Below are 18,095 nucleotides of genomic sequence, written 5' to 3'. Positions count from 1 at the left end.
CATTTAACCTCCGCTCTCTTCATCCTGCTCTTGAAGGCGACCATAATACAGTTCGCTGTAAAAACCGCCCTGTTCCAGCAAAGTCGTATGATTCCCCTGCTCAATCAAGCGACCTTCTTTCAGGACGAGAATTTTATCGGCCTGACGAATCGTATTCAGGCGATGGGCGATCACAAAGCTTGTTCTCCCCTTCATTAACCGCTGCAGACCTTCTTGGATCTTCAACTCAGTTACGGTGTCAATGCTGCTGGTTGCTTCATCCAATACGAGTATCGCCGGATTTGCCAGCATCGCCCGCGCGATAGCAAGCAGCTGCTTCTGGCCCTGGCTGATCCCATCCCCGCCGAGACCAAGTATCTGATCATAACCATGCGGCAGACGCATAATAAATGAATGGGCATTAGCCAATCTCGCAGCCTCTTCAATCTCCGCATCGCCGGCATCAAGACGTCCGAATGCAATATTATCGCGGATCGTGCCCTGGAACAGGAACGAATCCTGCAGGACAAACGCCATATAGGAACGCAGGCTGTCACGCCGAATCGCTGTAATATCCCGATCATCAATTGTAATCGTTCCCCGATCATGCTCATAAAAGCGGGACAGAAGCTGGATCAGCGTCGTCTTCCCGGCCCCGGTTGGCCCGACTAGAGCGATCATCTCCCCGGGTTCTGCTGTGAAGCTGATATCCTCCAAGGTATCTCCATTACTTTCATATGAGAAATAGACATGCGAGAAGGAAACCTTGCCGGTGATCTGATCAATTGGCTGGACTCCACTCTCATCCGAGGCTTCCTCATCTTCGTCCATCACTTCAAACACTCGCTCCGCCCCGGCGATCGCCGACAGCAGCGTGTTCCACTGGTTGGCCAGATCGTTAAGCGGACGTGTAAATTGTCTGGCATACTCCACAAAGACGATAATGACCCCCACCGTTACCTGTCCGTAAATGGCCAATACACCGCCAATTCCAGCGACTAGAGCGAAGCTGAAGTTATTAAGAAAGTTCATCAGCTTCGGGATGAAGCCGGAGATCGTCTGAGCCCAGAAGCCGGATCTGCGGATCGCAGCATTGCGCTCCCGGAAATCCCGCAGCACCCTCTCCTCTTGGGAGAAGGCCTTGATCATTCGCTGCCCGGACAATGTCTCCTCAATATATCCGTTCAGATTACCCAGATCCTTCTGGCGCTGCTTGTAGAGCGGTCCCGTCCGTCTGGTGATCCACCTCATACCAAACAGCATCAAAGGAACAACAATAAAAGTCAGCAAAGTCAGGATTGGACTTAAATACAGCATCACTACGATTGTTCCGGTCAGCGTCAATACGCTGGAGAAGATTTGAATCGCTGAACTGTTCAAAGTGGAGCTTACATTTTCGATATCATTCGTCACGCGGCTCATAATTTCGCCCTGCTGTCTTTTGCTGTAGAAAGAAATCGGCAGTGCATGCAGCTTGGTGAACAAATCCGACCTCATTCGATATACGGTCTCCTGCGCCACCTCGATCATCCAGATGTTCTGCAGCCACGAGGTTAAGGAAGAACCGGCATAGACGAGTCCGAGCCCCAGCAGGAACCAGGCCCATGGCTTGCCCCCACTTCCCTGCAGGTAATTATCGATTGCGGTCCCAAGGAGATACGGCCCCAATAAGGCAAGTGCCGAGCTGAATACGACCATCACCAGCACCAAGGTCAGCTTCGCTTTTCTCTGTGCCAGGTAGCTCCAGAGTCGGCCAAGCGTACCGGACCAATCCTTAGCTTTGGCTTTCTTTTTGCGGCCAGAGCCGCCCTGCTGCTGAATGACCGATTTGGGGTACGGATGCCGAAAAGGCTCAACGAGTTCTTTGAACATGCATTTCTTCCCCCTCTCTATGCTGGGACTCCACAATTCTTCGATAAAGTGACGACTCGGTCATCAGTTGATCATGCGTTCCACTGGCGATCAGCCTGCCTTCATCTAACAGCAGAATCAAGTCTGCAGATACGGTCGAACTGATCTTTTGCGTAATCAAAAATATCGTGCAGGAGAAGCTGTTCAGCGCCTGCATCAAAGCGGCTTCCGTCCGCATATCCAAAGCGCTGGTGCTATCATCAAGAATAAGGATCGACGGTCTGCGTACGAGAGCCCGGGCAATCGATAATCGCTGCTTCTGTCCACCGGACAGATTAACCCCGCGCTGACCGATCATGGTTTCATACCCCTGAGCCAGGGACACGACCGTATCGTGAATTTGCGCTTGCTTCGCCGCTTCCTCAATCTCCTCCAATAAGGCGTCCTCCCACCCCCAAGCGATATTTTCCCTTACCGATCCAGAGAACAGCATGATCTCCTGAGGGACATAACCAATAGATCCACGCAAGCGTGAACTGTCGATATCGGCAATATCGATCCCATCGATCTTGATGCTCCCCTCGGAAGGTTCATATAGACGCGGAATTAACTGAACGAGCGAGGATTTCCCTGAACCTGTTGCCCCCATAATAGCGACGCGCTGACCCGGTTCGATCTGGAACGATATATTCTCCAGTGCATTCATCTCGCTATCCGGATAGCGGAAGCTGACTGAGCTAAATTCAACTTTTCCCGTCAAATTAGGCTTGCTCGCCTGACCCGCATGCGGCTCCTCTGAATCATCCTCTGTCAATAGCACTTCATTTACCCGCTGTGCCGACGCTGCCGCTCGCGAGTATGAAGTCATGATCCATGATAATGCAGAAAGCGCACCAATCGTCCGCAATGAATAATTGACGACAGCCACAACCTGCCCTACAGAGGCGCTGCCCGCGGCTATATCGATTCTGCCGAACCACAGTACAGCAAGAATCCCCAGATTCATCACGAACAGAATAAAAGGCATTGTCGTCTCGGCCAATCGAAGTGCGCGAACCGTTCCATCCATCAGTTCTTTGCTGCGCTGGTCAAACCGGTTGATCTCATGATTACGGCGTACAAATACGCGAATCAAGCGCATCCCCAGCAGATTCTCCTGAATAACTCCGTTTAATCCATCGAGCCGCTGTTGTACCGCTCGGAATTGAACCGAGATTCGCTTAATCATCCAGTATACAAATACGATAAGAACGGGGATCAGAACCGTCAGGAGGAGACCTAATCGGGCATGAACGATAAGCGCCATGACCATGCTGCCAAATACGACGAGCGGCACCCGGCTGGCAAACCGCAGGCTCATGAACAGCATATCCTGCAGTTGTGTAATATCGCCGGTCAACCGCGTGATCAGTGAGGATGTCGCGAAGCGGTTGAATACAGAGTAGGAGAAGCCCTCTACCTTCTCATACAGTTTATCCCGCAGGTCATAGCCGAAGCCCTGACTGGCATGCGATGCAAAAAAGGAGCTTGCAATCCCACCCGCAAATGCCATAAACGCGCTACCCACAAGAACGGCGCCCCATGTCCAGGCAACCGATAGCTGCCGCTGTGCAATGCCATCATCGATAATCTTGGAGATGATAAGCGGCTGCACCAGCTCTACCGAGAGCTCAAGCAGCATCATACAGAAGGCCGCTGTCGCAGCTATCCAATACTTTTTCATAAAAGAAAAGACCATTACGCTGAGCCTCCCGTCACAGGGCCCGGGACAACCCGTCTTTCATTGATATTTGCATCATTGTCCTGGGGAAAAGTTCTTTCGCTTCTGATTTCGGGCCCTTGTCTAAGAATCGGACAACTCCCCAATTGTCCTGTAAAACGGATGAACCATGCTTTTTTATTATAGAACAGATAAAAGTGAACGGTAAGCCCTTTAACGTGGCAAAGCAGAGGAACAGCCGCGATAATCTTACCTTTCTGCTTATCAACTATCCGTATACACAAAAAAGAAGGGCCCTCACGCCCTTCTTTCTTCTCCATCTATATGCCTATTCGTTCATCACAAATTGATATACACGCTCAACCTTTTCATTAGTTAGGTCTCCGCTATTATCAAAGACGAGGATCGATGAAGCAGGGATGTCCCAATCTACTTCAGGAACAAATTGCACACGTTGTTTGAAATCGTCCCAATGCTCCAGCTTCCAGTTGTCGCGTTCGGTTTGCCGTTGCTCGATGCGTTTTCTCTGCGTCTCCATGTCGCCCAAGGTAACGGCGATTACTTTGACGTCTACCTCTTGCTTGCTTAATCCGGCTGCGGCCAGAACCTCTTCAATCCAGGCTTTATTTTTCAGTTCCGCGGTGAAAGGAGAGATCATAAACACGTTCTGCCCGGCGGCGAGATTCTCAATGCAAATATCCTTCGTTGTGTCATATTCCAAGTCGCGAAGATGCTTCTTATAGAATTCAGAGTCGCGGTCGTTCACGTCCAGACCGTTCATCTCTAGCATTTTTTCTACAAAACGTCCGCCGACCGTATCGCGATCCAGAAAAGCAGCCTGAATACGCTTCGCCAATTTTCTAGCGACTGTCGTCTTGCCGGTCCCGGCGACCCCTACAAAAAACACTAATTTCTGCTTCACCCTAAATCCCCCTATTTGTAAGTTAGGATCAGTGTATCATTGCTCTAGGATGGAACACAATCAAATACTGGGCGAGATGGGCGGCAGACGCCTATTTTCCGGGTTAATTGTTGCGCGGAAGCGATCCTAGCAAACCAAGAGCAAACTCTAACGAAACGTGGTATCGCTATTGGGCTCAAAAAGAGGCGCTTAAAATTGTAACGAAACTGGGTAGCGTTATTTGTGCCTTTTTGCGGTTTTAAGACGGAATTTACCCCGAATAACGATATGGGGTTTCGTTAGATTTTTTTGACTGCTATTTTCGGGCAAATAGCGATCTGCAGTTTCGTTAGAGCTGAGGTTGAGCGCTGGGCACTCTTGAAGACCACTCTTCGAATGGCTTCATCATCCTAAGTAAGCATCTCCAAAACCAATAATACTGAGCTAGATACTAGGCAGATCGATTTTGAGACTCTAACGAAACGTGGTATCGCTATTGGGCTCAAAAAGGGGCGCTTAAAATTGTAACGAAACTGGGTAGCGTTATTTGTGCCTTTTTGCGGTTTTAAGACGGAATTTACCCCGAATAACGATATGGGGTTCCGTTAGATTTTTTTGACTGCTATTTTCGAGCAAATAGCGATCTGTAGTTTCGTTAGAGCTGAGGTTGAGCGCTGGGCACTCTTGAAGACCACTCTTCGAATGGCTTCATCATCCTAAGTAAGCATCTCCAAAACCAATAATACTGAGCTAGATACTAGGCAGATCGATTTTGAGACTCTAACGAAACGTGGTATCGCTATTGGGCTCAAAAAGGGGCGCTTAAAATTGTAACGAAACTGGGTAGCGTTATTTGTGCCCTTTTGTGGCTTCAGGGTGGAATTTACCCCGAATAACGATATGGGGTTTCGTTAGATTTTTTTGACTGCTATTTTCGGGCAAATAGCGATCTGTAGTTTCGTTAGAGCGGGACGGCGCCAAAGATCAACATCGTTTCGGATAATCCCTAAGGGGTAACTAAATGGTTACCCAATTCTGCCTCTTCGCGAGTTATCAACGTATATTGTTGTTCCCCCAGCTTAATTACGCTCCCTGCCGGTATATCCAGCTTCATGCCCAATGAAACTACAATCCGAAATGTATATGCAGCTGAATTCTTCGTCCCGCCGTCATCCTTACCGGCAGTCTCGCCGGGCTTAGATGTATCGTCAGGTCCGTTAGGATTAGACGTATCCGTGGGATCAGTTACATTAGACTTGCCCGCATTCGGCGAGTTGCTTCCAATGGTTTCGTTAGTGGCATTAGTTCCGGATGTCCCCTTTCCATTAGTTCCCTTGGTCGCATCGGTTCCGTTAGTCGAGTTATGATCGCCACCCGAGCTAATCCCGCTGTTTCTGCCAGTGCCACTGTTACCGTTAGTTCCTTTGGTTCCACTGGCCTCATTAGTTCCAATATCTCCGCCAGTTCCCTTGGTTCCATTGGTGCCACTCGTCCCGCTATCTCCGCCGGTTCCATCGGTCCTATTGTTTCCCTTAGTCGCGCTGTTTCCGCCAGTTCCATTTGTCGAGTTGGCAGCATCAGTCCCATCGGCTCCACTCGTTTTCGTATCTGGGGAACCGGATTGCGGATTGTCTTTTTTTCCTGTTTCCGTCCCTGTTTCTGTCCCTGTTTCCGTCCCACTTGCCGCTCCATTTTCGCCTATACCAGCCCCCTTTACCCCATCAATACCTTCTGTATCCTTTGTTCCACCCGCTTCGCCGCTTGGATCTGCCGTCTCCGAATCTTCCGTTCCAGCGTTCGCTGCCAGACAATTAGAGTCATATTTCAAATTTTTGAACTGCTGAGCAGCCTGTCCCTGCGTCTCTATCATCAGGTTGGAGGGGTCAAACACCTTGCATTGCTCCTCATCCTTGAACAGAAAAACAAGCGAAGTTGTCTCGGTTCCGTCGCTGCCTTTCACATTCTCGGCATATACAAGTAACCCGGAATCCTCTCCCTGCGCCGGTGGCGGAGTGGCTTCAACGGATGCCTTACTGCCGAGCACGCCCTGCTGCTGCAGGATGAAGAGTACGCCAACCGCTACAACAAGACCCAAAGCCACAATAAGGGTGGTCATTCTTACCTTCTTCCCTTTCTGAACAAGAAATCGCTTGAGCGGTGAAGACAGCGTGAGACGTGCATCGGCGAATACCTTCGCAAGCGGTGCTCCCGCCTTATCGAAGTAACGGGTCCGATAGTCCCTGCTCTTAAACGCATCCTTATCATGCTTATTAAAGTATGCCAGGATTGCTGCGGAATACCCGGGAGCAAGCCCCCGTGCATGAACAAAGTAAGAACTGCCCTGCGACCAGAGCATAAATTCATAAATTTTCTCCTTGTCCTTGGCATACCGCTGTAAATAATCCATCACCTGACTGTAATCAATAACCCCAACCGCCGCATCTTGGCAGAAGGCCAGTACGATCTTTCCAAACTGGTCTATTTCAATGCCGGATTGCAGCCATTTACGCCCCAGCTTCTGGATCTGATCCCGTTCCTCCGAAGACAACAGGCGGAAGATATCCTCTGTTGGCTCACGCTGCACAAACCATTCGTATAACGTTCGCAGCATCTCAGCATGACTGCGCTGCTTGCGATCAAGCTGCAAGCCAGCAAAAGCATCCGCTTCACCCAAAAACGCTGCGGTAATTACCTGATCCTGGGTCAGCTTGTCCAGTTCCAGTTCATCAAGCAGCAGACGCTTGGCGGAAAGTGTGAGAAGCTCGGCCAGTTCCGAATCCGCCACAGTCATTCCGTCATCAGGAAACGGCGTTCTTGCCCATTTGCGAATGCTATCCACCGTCATATGAACAGAAGACAGCAAGCGCTGTTCCCTGCTTAGCTTGTCCGTCAGACCTGCAACAGCTATTTCCCTGAAGGAAGCGCTCTGCAGCAAGCTCGGATGAGCGATCGCCCAGCTATGCACCACGTTCAGGACTTCCTTTGAACCCTGCGTCTCCGCAAGCTTGATCTGAATGTAGGGATCGAACAGCCGGTTAGACAGCTCGCCAAGCTTCAAGACCGTACCAAAAAAGGCTTTGCTCAGCTCCGACTGACTCTCTACCACCGCGTACAACGAGTAGGCAAGCTCGGTCCTGCCTTCAGCTAATGAATTATTAATTGCATGAATCAAATAATTAACGAGCTTAGGGCCATAACTTCGGCTTTCCAGTCGATAATAATCCCTGAAGCACTCCACGATCGCCAGTTCTACAATACTTCCTTGCTTGATGCTATCAAATTCCCGGTCGAACGCAGCTAGAAATATATCATTCAGCCGAATTTTGGAATCCAGGGCACCGTGGGGTTCCAAATAACCTAGCAACCCCCGCAGCACGGTTATCTTATGTTTTTCATACAAATCCCAACGTTCCGATTCAATCTGATAGAACACACACAGCTCATGATAGCTGGATAATAAGGCCCGGCGCTGAGGTTCCATCCCCGACAGCATCTCATCCGCAAAGCGATGAAAATCCTCCAAAGTCTCAAGCTCACCGAGCGCATGCCAGACAAAATCAAGATAAGGCTGTTTGCCTTCATCTACCTCATCTTGCGGTAATCGGCCTGAAGCGAGATCGAATACATACTCCTTCTCAATTTCCCGGTCATTGGAACGTAGACTGCCGCGTTCCACAAATTGCAGATGAATAAACTTTCGGCTTTGCGGCTCCTTGGCATAAGTGATGAATCCGAAGCGGCGACGCAGTTCGAACGGCAGACAGGCGAACAACACGTGAAGCAAGGCTATAGAATATTGCGAAATCTGCTCTGCGGGAACATCAAGCGCGACATATACCTTTTTTCTGCCTTCTCCAACTGCGGTCATGACCGCGAATAACAGCTGTTTAAAGCTTCTCTCGTCCAGCTTGATCTCCTGGAGAAGCTTCGCAGCTGTCAGACCGATCGGGCTGTTCTGCCCATGTTGCTGGTTCTGCGATTTCTGCGGTATATTATCCAGTTCCGGGAGCTCACGACCGATTTCCGTGTAATATTTCTCTGCATAGTCGGCATTAAGATAATGGCCGTAACGGGTCACGACCTCATCCAGCCGTACTGATGGAATTACGTAGTTATGCGTCAGGAACGCACTGCGCAGACCGGTAAAATCTACGGGTTGATAGATACTCCGCCCCAGCACCGTCTCTCCACCCTCGGTGTGAAACAGATGAATCGCCGGCGGATAACTGCTTACCTCCTTCTCTCCTCGGGAGGCCAGCTCTGCTGGAGCATCATAGCCACAAAACGGATGGAGCTGCTTCTTAATGAAAACGGCATCCAATCCATCCGATACCGCCACCGTATCGAAACCTTCCGTTCCGCGAAATATACCGCTCCGCTCTCTGGTATACAATTGCTGCTGAATCATTTTGGGGGAAGCTTGCCTCACGGTCACTCTCTCCCCTCAATATAATTCAATTTATAGAGCAGCCAAATAAATGGTTCATCCACACGAATGGGCTGCACGACATTTTGCAGCTTCTGATCAATAGGATTGCTGCCGAGCGCAGAAACCGCAAAATACCCTGTATCCTTGAAATAGACGTCCATCGTACCTTTAAACGGCCGATCCACCTTTTCGATAAAACGGCGTATTTCACCATCGATATTCTCGAATTCAGTAAGATTAAAATGTTTGCGATGCACTGCATTATTAAAAATATTGCTATTGGACTTGATATACTCGCCCTCTTCATCCTTCAAGGAATGAAGCATATCGCTTTTCGTTAGCACTACCGCAGTGGGTATATCCGTCTTCCCTTTATCCTCATATGCGATAAAGTCGCCAAACATCGTCAGCACCACATCGCGTGGCTCGTCATATTGCGATACCCATTCACCTGGAGTATCTCCAACATTAATGCGTATTTTCTCGCGGATCGAGCGAATTTGCAGGGGGTCCACCATGAACAGCAGTCCAGAGGAATTCTTAATATGCTGACCCTGTAATCCAAGATAGTCCTGATCAACCATGCCCTCGCCTGCAACATCAAAGAAAACAAGTGTTAGCGGCGGCTTCGATTCATCCTTAAATACAAATTGGAAAATAAACGGCTCCTGCATTTTTTCCTTCTGGGTCGAAGCTAGCAAATCGCCACGCTCAAACAGCGGTTCTTCGTATAAAGTCCGGAATTTACGGCTGATTTCAGCGTTAAGCGGCATGCAAGCCGCATCGAAATGATCCGCCGTCGTATTCTGCAAGGTGTGAATCAAGGACGTCATATAGACGGATTTCCCCACCTGGGAAGCCCCGATAATCGAAATGATATTGCTGGGCACTTTCCCCGCCGTTACCGGCAGCTCATTATGACAATATGGACACAATCTGTGCCTTGTCACTTCCCCATAACGGTCATTCAATCCGATCAGAACATGATCCGAATAAATCAGATGCTCTTCCGGAACGTCCAGGGGACGCAAAATAGCTTCCATATCATAGACCGTATCGAGGCCAAACCTCTCCCTGTATTTGTTCAGAACCTCGTCCTCGCCAAGGGCATAATCCTCATCATCCTCACGATAGTGCGTCGCCCTGAACACCACTTCGTCCGGTTCAAATTTACTGAAGCAGTAGGGGCATACAATATCATAAAATAAAGGCCGCTCTTCGGCCTGGGGTTTCCTTTTAAATAAATCGAACAGTCCCATCTCCCATTCCTCCTCTTTTCACAGTATGTTTACTCTGGAATTAACTCGTACAACCTGCCATACTTAGGGCCATCCGTAAAAAACAGCCTGACATAATCGTTCTTTCCAACCTCAATCGCGGGCAGCGCACTCCGGCCTGAAGGGAAATCTCTCAGAAAAGGATATACGGTTCCGTCATCTATACTTAGCGGATAATTACCTTGCTTCTTCACATAACATAGCGCTTCTTTCGGAATCTCTACCTCGGCTAGCACCGAGATCTGCACTGTCTTGTATTTGCGGAGCAAATTGCTCTTATGAGTGATAGAATAGCGGATTTTGGCCCGGCCCGTACTAAATTGGACGGTATTCTGCCCGTCAGGCTGGTAGACCAAGCGTTTGTCCCCGTCATCCATCAGGCAGGCATAAACCGTGTAAGCTGCCAAACCAATCGTATCTATCCGGTCGATATAACCGCCGGCCGCTTTATACTCTTCACGAGTATAAAGCTTTAGCCCTGCAACAGAGGGAGGAGAGCCATAGCCACCTTCCCCCTGCTGCTCCTTATCTGATGCCCCTTTATAGATGTACACCGCTTGTATTCCATCAGGCCATTGCCACAATAGCTTGCAGCGATCCTCATCGATCTTGTAACTAAGCTGTGTGATGAGCGGCAAGCCTTCCTCTGCCTCAATAAACCGCATTGCGATGCCCCCTTACACCTCTAAAATCCTCTATTGCGCCGATCTCTGACGGGCTCTTGGAATCCTGTCTTTCCGTCCTGAAGCGTTGCCCCTCTGCGACGCATGACCGTTCTGGCACCATTCGCCGGCATGGGAACGGCAAGCGTAAATATCGTCATGACCGAAGCCAGAACAAGGCAAGCCAACAGACGGATCATCGCATCAGCGAATGCACCTCCATTTAAGCCGAATTCCAACAGCAACCCAGCAAGCAGCCCGGATACAGAACCGCCGATCGTAAAGCTTTTAGCCAAATGGCGATTATCAAACATCATTCCGAGCGACAAACCAAGCAGCGCGCCTAGCCCAAGTACAAATAGGATTCTTAGAATCATATAATAAGCGCTGTCTTTCATCGGTCCGGTACGTTCCGTAACCAGCGTACGTTCATTCAGGTTATTGTCATATATGGTCTGGAAAACAAAAGAAAGATTGGACGCATCCGCCACATCATAATACTTCCCGCCTGTCTTTGCGGCGATTTCCTTAAGCAGTTCCACACCCTCAATATTGCCGTTAGCTGAGCTAAGGCCAAGGCCGATGGTATTAACGGATACGCCTCGATCCCGGTAGTCAGCCAGTACTCTTGCCGTATCGACTTCGCTTACCCCATCCGATAATAGTATCGCCATAGCCCCTCTGGAACTCGGTTGCCCTTGAATCTGCTTCATTGATGAGGACAGCGCATCGCCGATATCTGTGCCTGCATTGGTCGGCTCAAGCGCATCAATTGCGGCATATACTTGATTCTTCACATCCTGATCACGGACCTGGACAAAAGGCTGAATAAGCTCAGATTCGTTATTGAATACAATGACGGCAACCTGTTTATTGCTATCCATTTGCCCGATCAACGCTTTGGCCGCTTCATAACGACGATCATCGGGATCGGTCTCCAGCATGCTTCCTGAATTATCAATCATCAAGACGATATCATCTACCGATTTCGCCCGGCCTACATTCAACTCATACAAAAACTCCAAAGCGGTACCTGCAAGCAGAAGCATGACTAGCGTCGCCGGTACGAGCAGCTTCCATGAAGTACCGACATAACGTTGTCTCCACGACGTCCCGTTAAGCCTAGGGGAGACCATTTCCGCGATTAAGCAGAATAAACCTACGGATAGGGCAAGTATGCCGAAGTAAAGTCCAATGATAACGATCCAGGGCAGCCTGCCTTCCAGCTGGTTAAGCAGCAGTTCTCCGATTACAGCCCCAACCGCTCCGCCAATAAGACTGAACAGCACCAGAAGCCAGTTTATTTTACGCTGCATTCGTGCACTTCCTCCCTACATCTTTTTTTGTACATTACAGGTCATAAAATTGCGTGCTCAAAAAGTTCAGTTCTCAGCACCGAAAGGCTGGATGAAGCCAGGACTCGATCGGTTTTCTTATTAACAGCGAACTTTTTTGAGCCAGCTGTCTCTAAACGTCAACTAAGCTCAGGCAGCCTTGACTTCTCGATCCCATGGAATTCATACCCGTTTTGTAGATAAGCTTCGTAATAAACTTTCCCGTTTACGTAATACATCAGGTCTTCCGGATGGAAGCCGCCCATAAGATTCAGCTTTTCCACACCGCTGCTGCGTTTCTCATGGACACAACCCAGCTTATATATTCTTGAGGTTTCGTCCGCCCGGAAAATATGCTGTACGAACTCGCTCGTGTAATCGCCAAACACATACTTTTCCTCATAGCGATGCTCCTGGGTGTAATCGTACAGCCGAAGCTGGATCGCGGCATTATCCTCAAGAATACGATAGAGCTTCTTGAACAGCTCCTCCTTGGTAAGTACGGTTTTATTACCGTATTCAACGACTACATTGGCCCGCTGCAGCAATTCTTCCTCGAACGTACGGGAGAACATCGGCGACGTTAAAATGGTCTTGCGGGAAACCTCGATGAGCTTCTCCGTCAACCCCTCTACACCTTTCTCCAGCAGAGATCTCGAATCCCCCATTGTACTCTCTGCAAAAAACGCATGATGTCCCCGTTTACTCTCCCACTGCTCCATAATGTCAGCGGTAATGCGCTCATAATACTCCATAATGTTCTGTCCGATATAATCATCTGCTGTCTCGATACTGCTCAGCGCCGTATCATGCAGCAATCGCTCCATCGTCTCAAGCTGATCGATCACCGCGAGATACCGGCCATTCAATTGCTGGATGGCTTCTTCAAACTTCATAACCAGCTTCAGTCTCGTCTCCAGCTGCAATATCTGTCTTCTTCGCGAATAAACCTCGTCGAACAGGTAGCGGATCAAGCTTCGTAAATTATGCCGATCCAAGAGCGGCATACGTGGGAACGACTGCTCTTCCACTCGCCCCTGACGAAATTGATCCAGCTCGGCCTTCGCCGAAGCCAGCCGCATTTCCGCTTCCCTGCGAGCGTTGCGAAGCTGAGCCATAACGCCCACGGAGCCATTCAGCCCCTCATCCGCTGTCCAGCTGGCCAGACAATATATTTCAACATCAGGATAATCGGTTAGCGAGCGCTGGATCGCCCTATCGATCCACTCGCCAGCCCTGAACTCCTTAAGGAGACGCGCCGTCTCATCCTGGAAATTACCGCGGAAAAAGGCCTCTCCCCCACCGCCAAATAAAGCTTCCTCAGCTTCTTTTAAGGACAGCTTGCGAACGGCAGCATAGCTAATGTCATTCGTCATCAAGCCGTGCATTTCACCCAGACGCTCCTCGTTGGGAATGATCTCTCCTGCAGCCCGATCCAGAGCCGTTCCATCCACTCCAAAAAAGGCCAGCTTCTCTGTAGCCGATAAATCAGGCTCCCGTTTCATCCGTGTCAATAAGCCTCTGTAGAAGTGATACAGTACAGCAAGCGCAATCGACTGATTCGGACGCTTAACTTTGGACAATCCGGCAGATACAAAGCCTTGTCGTCCGGATTCCGTCATAATATTATTTTTGAATGATGTATTGTTATAAGCCGCATTGTTCGCATGGAACAACGGTTCCTTCTGCTGTCTGTTCTTGAGCAAACTAATATGAGAAATCGCCTCGTAGCAGGTTTGCAAGCCGCCCAGTGAAGCGAATCCCCGCTCATCCCGATCGGACATAATGTAGACAAGATCAAATAACGGGGAAGGCGGATGTGTAACCGGGATCGCAAGCCCATCCTCGGTAACATGAAGGGGGGCGCCGAAGGCAAAGTCCGATTGCTGCATCAGGCTCAACTCACGCAAAAACGCAACGCCAAGCGAGCTATTGTAACCGAAAGCCTCCGCCCCCTCCCGTTCGCTAATCAATGCATACAAATCCATCTGCACTGCCTTGAACGACTGACGGAATATCGCTTCCGCCAGAAGCGATATCTCCGGAACAAACACATTAAGCGGGTCATCGACCCGCGTAATGATAGAGAGGCGCACCCGGTCAAAGGACGGATACAATCTCCCGTACTCCGCCAGAGCTCCGCTAGCCTTTCTCAGAATTCGGTTAAGCTCCGGCAATCCATGCTCTTCTTCATAGAACTGCCGATACATATCACGGCGGGAGGTAGGCGAACTCGAGCCCTCTTGCACCGTAACCGGAATGCGGTACTCCAGCACCCGAGCAGCAGCAGACTCCTCCCTCGAGCCTGCGTGGAGATAAATCAATCCTTCGCTATTCTCCCATCTCTTCTCATTCATTTGCCTGATCGGTTCAATCGCCTCTCGGCTCTTGTCACCGATAAACAGAAACACAGCGGGGTAATGAATGCTGCTCTGGTCATCGCCTCTGCCGGTAAGGCGTTCTTCCGACCGGTCGTATTCTGCAGCGAATTGCTCCAGCTTCTGTCTGACCATTATTTCAACCTTCTGCGGATATCGTTCAGCTTAGTTGCTATCTGCTTGTAGAACTGATACATATCCTCACCGTTTGCCAATTCAACCTTCTCGTATTCCAGCGAGTCCCGCCCCTCACGGAATCGTTCTGCCAGCTCAGCCATCGTCTGCAGCAACGGCTCGATATCCTCCGAGGCCGTTAGCTCCGAGGCCCTTCGTGATGCTTTGCGCATCAATACGCTGTGGCTCTTTTCATCCAGACCTCTGAAATGGGTAAATACTTCGTACTCCACATAATTTTGGCTCTTCATCAGGTTGGCAAATGGCTCCCAGGCTTCTTCTTCCGGATCGCGATCGTAAACATACAGCGCGCCCTTCTTCGTAATCGTCATCGTATACATCGCCTCGATGAACTGATCAAGCCATTTCTCCTCATCCTGATGCTGCGCCAGCACTGCATCCAGCTTCGCTGCCATCGCCGCGATTTCCTCATACTTCGCAATCTCCTGCCGCACACGGGCAATCAGTTTTGGCGAGCGAATCAAATTCTCTTTAGCCAGATCTTCATGAATGCTTCCGAAAATATCTTTAACGCCTTCCTGCGCAAGTCCCTCGTTAAGCAGCTGCTTCAGTTCGACTACACAGCGTTTTACCTCGCCCAAATTCGGCTTAGGAGCCTGTAGACGCATATCGTACGTGGCCAGCTTATCCTGCAAGGAGAACGGCTTCGTCAACCTTACGGAATAGCGGCTGCTCGTATTCTGATCCGCATCCTTCTCCACGATCACCTTTAATAGAAGCGCTTTGGCAAACTCCTCGCGCACGCGAGCATTATAGCTTTGCACCCGCGGGTTGACGTAAGTTTCCCCCCAGGATTTCTCTGGGATTGGTGAAGGCAGATAGGTCCAGTTATTCTTCTCTGTCTGTACGAGGTGGCGACCGATCCCTTCCTTATCCAGAATCGTCCGTTCGTAGCTCTCCTCATAAACCTTCAGCGGCGTGTATACAAACAACGGCACCCCATTGCGCGTATTCAGCCAGAAAATACGGTTTCTGACTTCGCTCTCTTTGACCGTAAAATGAGACTTCCCAACCGCATTGTTCTGATAATTGCGAATCCCCTTCAGGATGCTTGGCGCCTGCAACGGAACAGATACAAAGCCCCAGGAAGGGAAATGCAGATTGCCGGTGCTGTTCGACAAATGGAATACCGGAACAGCCTCTTCATCCAGCTTGCTGGCGATATGACGCTCAACAAATTTCTCAATCGGTTCATCTTGGCCATATTTAATAATTAAGAAATCTTCCATCGATTTCGTAATGAGATCACCAAACTTATCCGAGAGGAAGTTGGAAATGGAGCTCACAATATCAATCTCCTGCTCTTTCACCCATTGGTCGGAGTGATCCAGCAATTCCGTAGCGAAATCGCGGATAAGGTCATCGACATCCTTCTGATCCATAATGCCGCTGACGACCTTGGAAATATCAGGCACGCTAACAATGTTCCAGTAGTAAGTTTTGTTGCCCTTATGATCGACCTGCTCTTCCCCGCTTGTCAGAATGTCGCCGTTCTTGGAGAAGATCGAGCTAAGTGCATTCAAGATTTCGGTAAACACGCTATAAATGCGGTTGTTTTCCCGATTAAGCAAATCATATAAGTCCTCATAAAATTCGATCATTTGCTCAGTCCGCTCCACATCTGCATGGAGCCAGTATTCATTAATTTTCGCTTCGATATAGGCGTTCTTCTTCTTCTCCTTGGACACAAATGCACTCTTGGCGTCGCCCAGCTTCTCCTCAGCCTGATCCTGAGCAGCCTCAATGTCGCGCGGGATGCGCAGCAGGTTCTCACGCAGCGCCTCGATATAGGAGAGCAGCATCTTCAGCAAGCAGAAGCCCTTTTCTGTAAAGAGCAGTCGGGATACATAAAACGGCCCCTGCTCCGGATGCAAAAACAGACGGCGAATCTGGTCGCTGAACTTCTCCAGAAATTCGCCTGGGAGCTGTTTCTTCGCTTTGATGTATTCCTCTCTGGCCCGGGCGAGGAAGGTTTGCTCCAGCTCGGTATCCATATTCACTACCTGAGACTTCACTACATTGGCGTAGCTCAACCGCTCGCTATTCTCGTAGCCCGGAAGCGGGTCAGGCACACGGGCTTCAAACGTCTTAACAATGCTATCGAGATCGACACCCATCTTGCGGGCAAACTTCTCCACTTCCTCCTGAGTCGGAGATTGCTGGAACATTTTCTCCATTTTATCGAACAGGCGATAAGCCAGGTAGGTTGTCATTTCCTCGATCGGCAGCACAGCGGATGACGCCCCGATAATGTTGTATTCATAGTTAGCCGGGTAGGCCTTGTTCATCTGAGCAATATTCGTACGGATGTTGCTTATATAATCGTGGATAGCAAATTCCTCGCCGGATTGCTTCTCTTCATTCGCCATGAAGTTTGTAATGTTCTCCGCAGTAACGTTCATGCAATAATCATAAGCGTTCTCCAGCAGCTTGCCCTCCGTATTCGTTGCCGATATCAAATGGCATAGATTAAATGGAGGCAATGGAGAGTTCACTGTCAAAATGTTGCCGTATTGCTGATTAAATCTCTCGCCGCGATTGTCTACATTCATCCAGTAATCAAGCTCTTTCAGCGCGGCATAACCATTTTTCTTAATGTACTCACGCGTATGCTCGCTTAAGCTTTTGTTGGCCAGGTTAATATCCGGGGTGAACAAATAGCCAAGCGTATTCACGCGATCAATGCCTGCTGAACCGTGATCACGTTCGATAATTCCGCGCACGATGTAGGCGATGTCCAGGAAGCAGCCGCTGCCTGTGCCCCCGGACAAGCCGGTAAGCAGGAACACCATCAGCTTTTTGTTCGTGCCTACTGACAAGGTTTTGATTTTCTTATCGATGGCCTGCACCACTTGATTGATCTTTGTGAATAGAAGCAGCCGTCCTGCCTGCCGGACACCTGCTGCACCGTTCATCCCGTCGGTAATGCTCAGTTCGGGCGATAACCAGTCCGTAATGTACGGCTCCAGAATACTGCGGTTTTGCAGCAGACCGCCAATCTCCGGGTTGGACAGTAGCACGAATTCATTAATCGGATCGAGCCCGATCCCTTTGTATCTTTTGCTGCGATCCTGCTCATTGGTCTCAAAAGCAAGGAATTCCACATTGTCCGGCTTATCGCGTTTCTTCTTGGACAATGGATCCTCAGGCAGCTTGAACCTGCGGTTAATTTGATATTTCAGACGAAGCAAGGCGTCGATTCCCGTCCCGCCTAGACCAATAATAAGGATGGGATTATCAATCGTATCCACCCGAATTTTGTCGCTGACGATACCTCCGCCAAGCGATACATCCAATTGCTGAATATGTTCTCTAACGATCGGCTTCATTTAATTTCCTCCATTCATTGGATAAAGAATCGGTTACGTG

Annotated in this window: 9 protein-coding genes; all 9 read right to left on the bottom strand. The window is 49.5% G+C overall.

The features are described 5' to 3' along the window. Nucleotides 1-3: 3 nt before the first annotated feature. The gene (locus tag DMN77_RS20565) at nucleotides 4-1,851 is read right to left on the bottom strand and encodes an ABC transporter ATP-binding protein (protein ID WP_068779556.1); all 1,848 of its coding nucleotides are present in this window, start codon (nucleotides 1,849-1,851) and stop codon (nucleotides 4-6) included. Next, entirely contained in the window at nucleotides 1,832-3,568 is a 1,737-nt protein-coding gene (locus DMN77_RS20560; protein ID WP_179016176.1) for an ABC transporter ATP-binding protein, read from the bottom strand. The genes DMN77_RS20565 and DMN77_RS20560 overlap by 20 nt, the downstream gene beginning before the upstream one ends. A 310-nt stretch (nucleotides 3,569-3,878) precedes the next feature. Continuing rightward, nucleotides 3,879-4,472, bottom strand: a complete 594-nt coding sequence (locus DMN77_RS20555; protein WP_068779553.1) for a P-loop nucleotide/nucleoside kinase family protein — start codon at nucleotides 4,470-4,472, stop codon at nucleotides 3,879-3,881. Nucleotides 4,473-5,457: 985 nt separating this feature from the next. Beyond that, a complete protein-coding gene (locus DMN77_RS20550) occupies nucleotides 5,458-8,880 on the bottom strand; it encodes a GAP1-N2 domain-containing protein (RefSeq protein WP_179016175.1) in 3,423 nt (1,140 codons plus the stop codon). A gap of 2 nt (nucleotides 8,881-8,882) precedes the next feature. Continuing rightward, entirely contained in the window at nucleotides 8,883-10,139 is a 1,257-nt protein-coding gene (locus DMN77_RS20545) for a hypothetical protein (protein WP_068779551.1), read from the bottom strand. Nucleotides 10,140-10,168: 29 nt separating this feature from the next. Beyond that, nucleotides 10,169-10,822 carry a beta-mannanase gene (locus DMN77_RS20540; RefSeq protein WP_179016174.1) on the bottom strand — a complete coding sequence of 218 codons (654 nt, stop codon included), beginning with the start codon at nucleotides 10,820-10,822 and terminating at the stop codon, nucleotides 10,169-10,171. 20 nt (nucleotides 10,823-10,842) lie between these two features. Beyond that, nucleotides 10,843-12,135: a vWA domain-containing protein gene (locus tag DMN77_RS20535; protein ID WP_068779549.1), complete on the bottom strand. Its 1,293-nt coding sequence runs from the start codon at nucleotides 12,133-12,135 to the stop codon at nucleotides 10,843-10,845. A 158-nt stretch (nucleotides 12,136-12,293) separates the two neighbouring features. Beyond that, complete coding sequence (locus DMN77_RS20530) at nucleotides 12,294-14,666, bottom strand: transcription initiation factor TFIID (RefSeq protein ID WP_179016173.1); 2,373 nt, start codon at nucleotides 14,664-14,666, stop codon at nucleotides 12,294-12,296. Then, nucleotides 14,666-18,055: a tubulin-like doman-containing protein gene (locus DMN77_RS20525; RefSeq protein ID WP_068779547.1), complete on the bottom strand. Its 3,390-nt coding sequence runs from the start codon at nucleotides 18,053-18,055 to the stop codon at nucleotides 14,666-14,668. The genes DMN77_RS20530 and DMN77_RS20525 overlap by 1 nt, the downstream gene beginning before the upstream one ends. Nucleotides 18,056-18,095: the final 40 nt, after the last annotated feature.

The sequence above is a fragment of the Paenibacillus sp. 79R4 genome (assembly GCF_013393165.1).
Lineage (GTDB): Bacteria > Bacillota > Bacilli > Paenibacillales > Paenibacillaceae > Fontibacillus.
The sequence above is the reverse complement of the archived record's forward strand: the minus strand, read 5'-3'. Positions and strand labels throughout refer to the sequence as shown.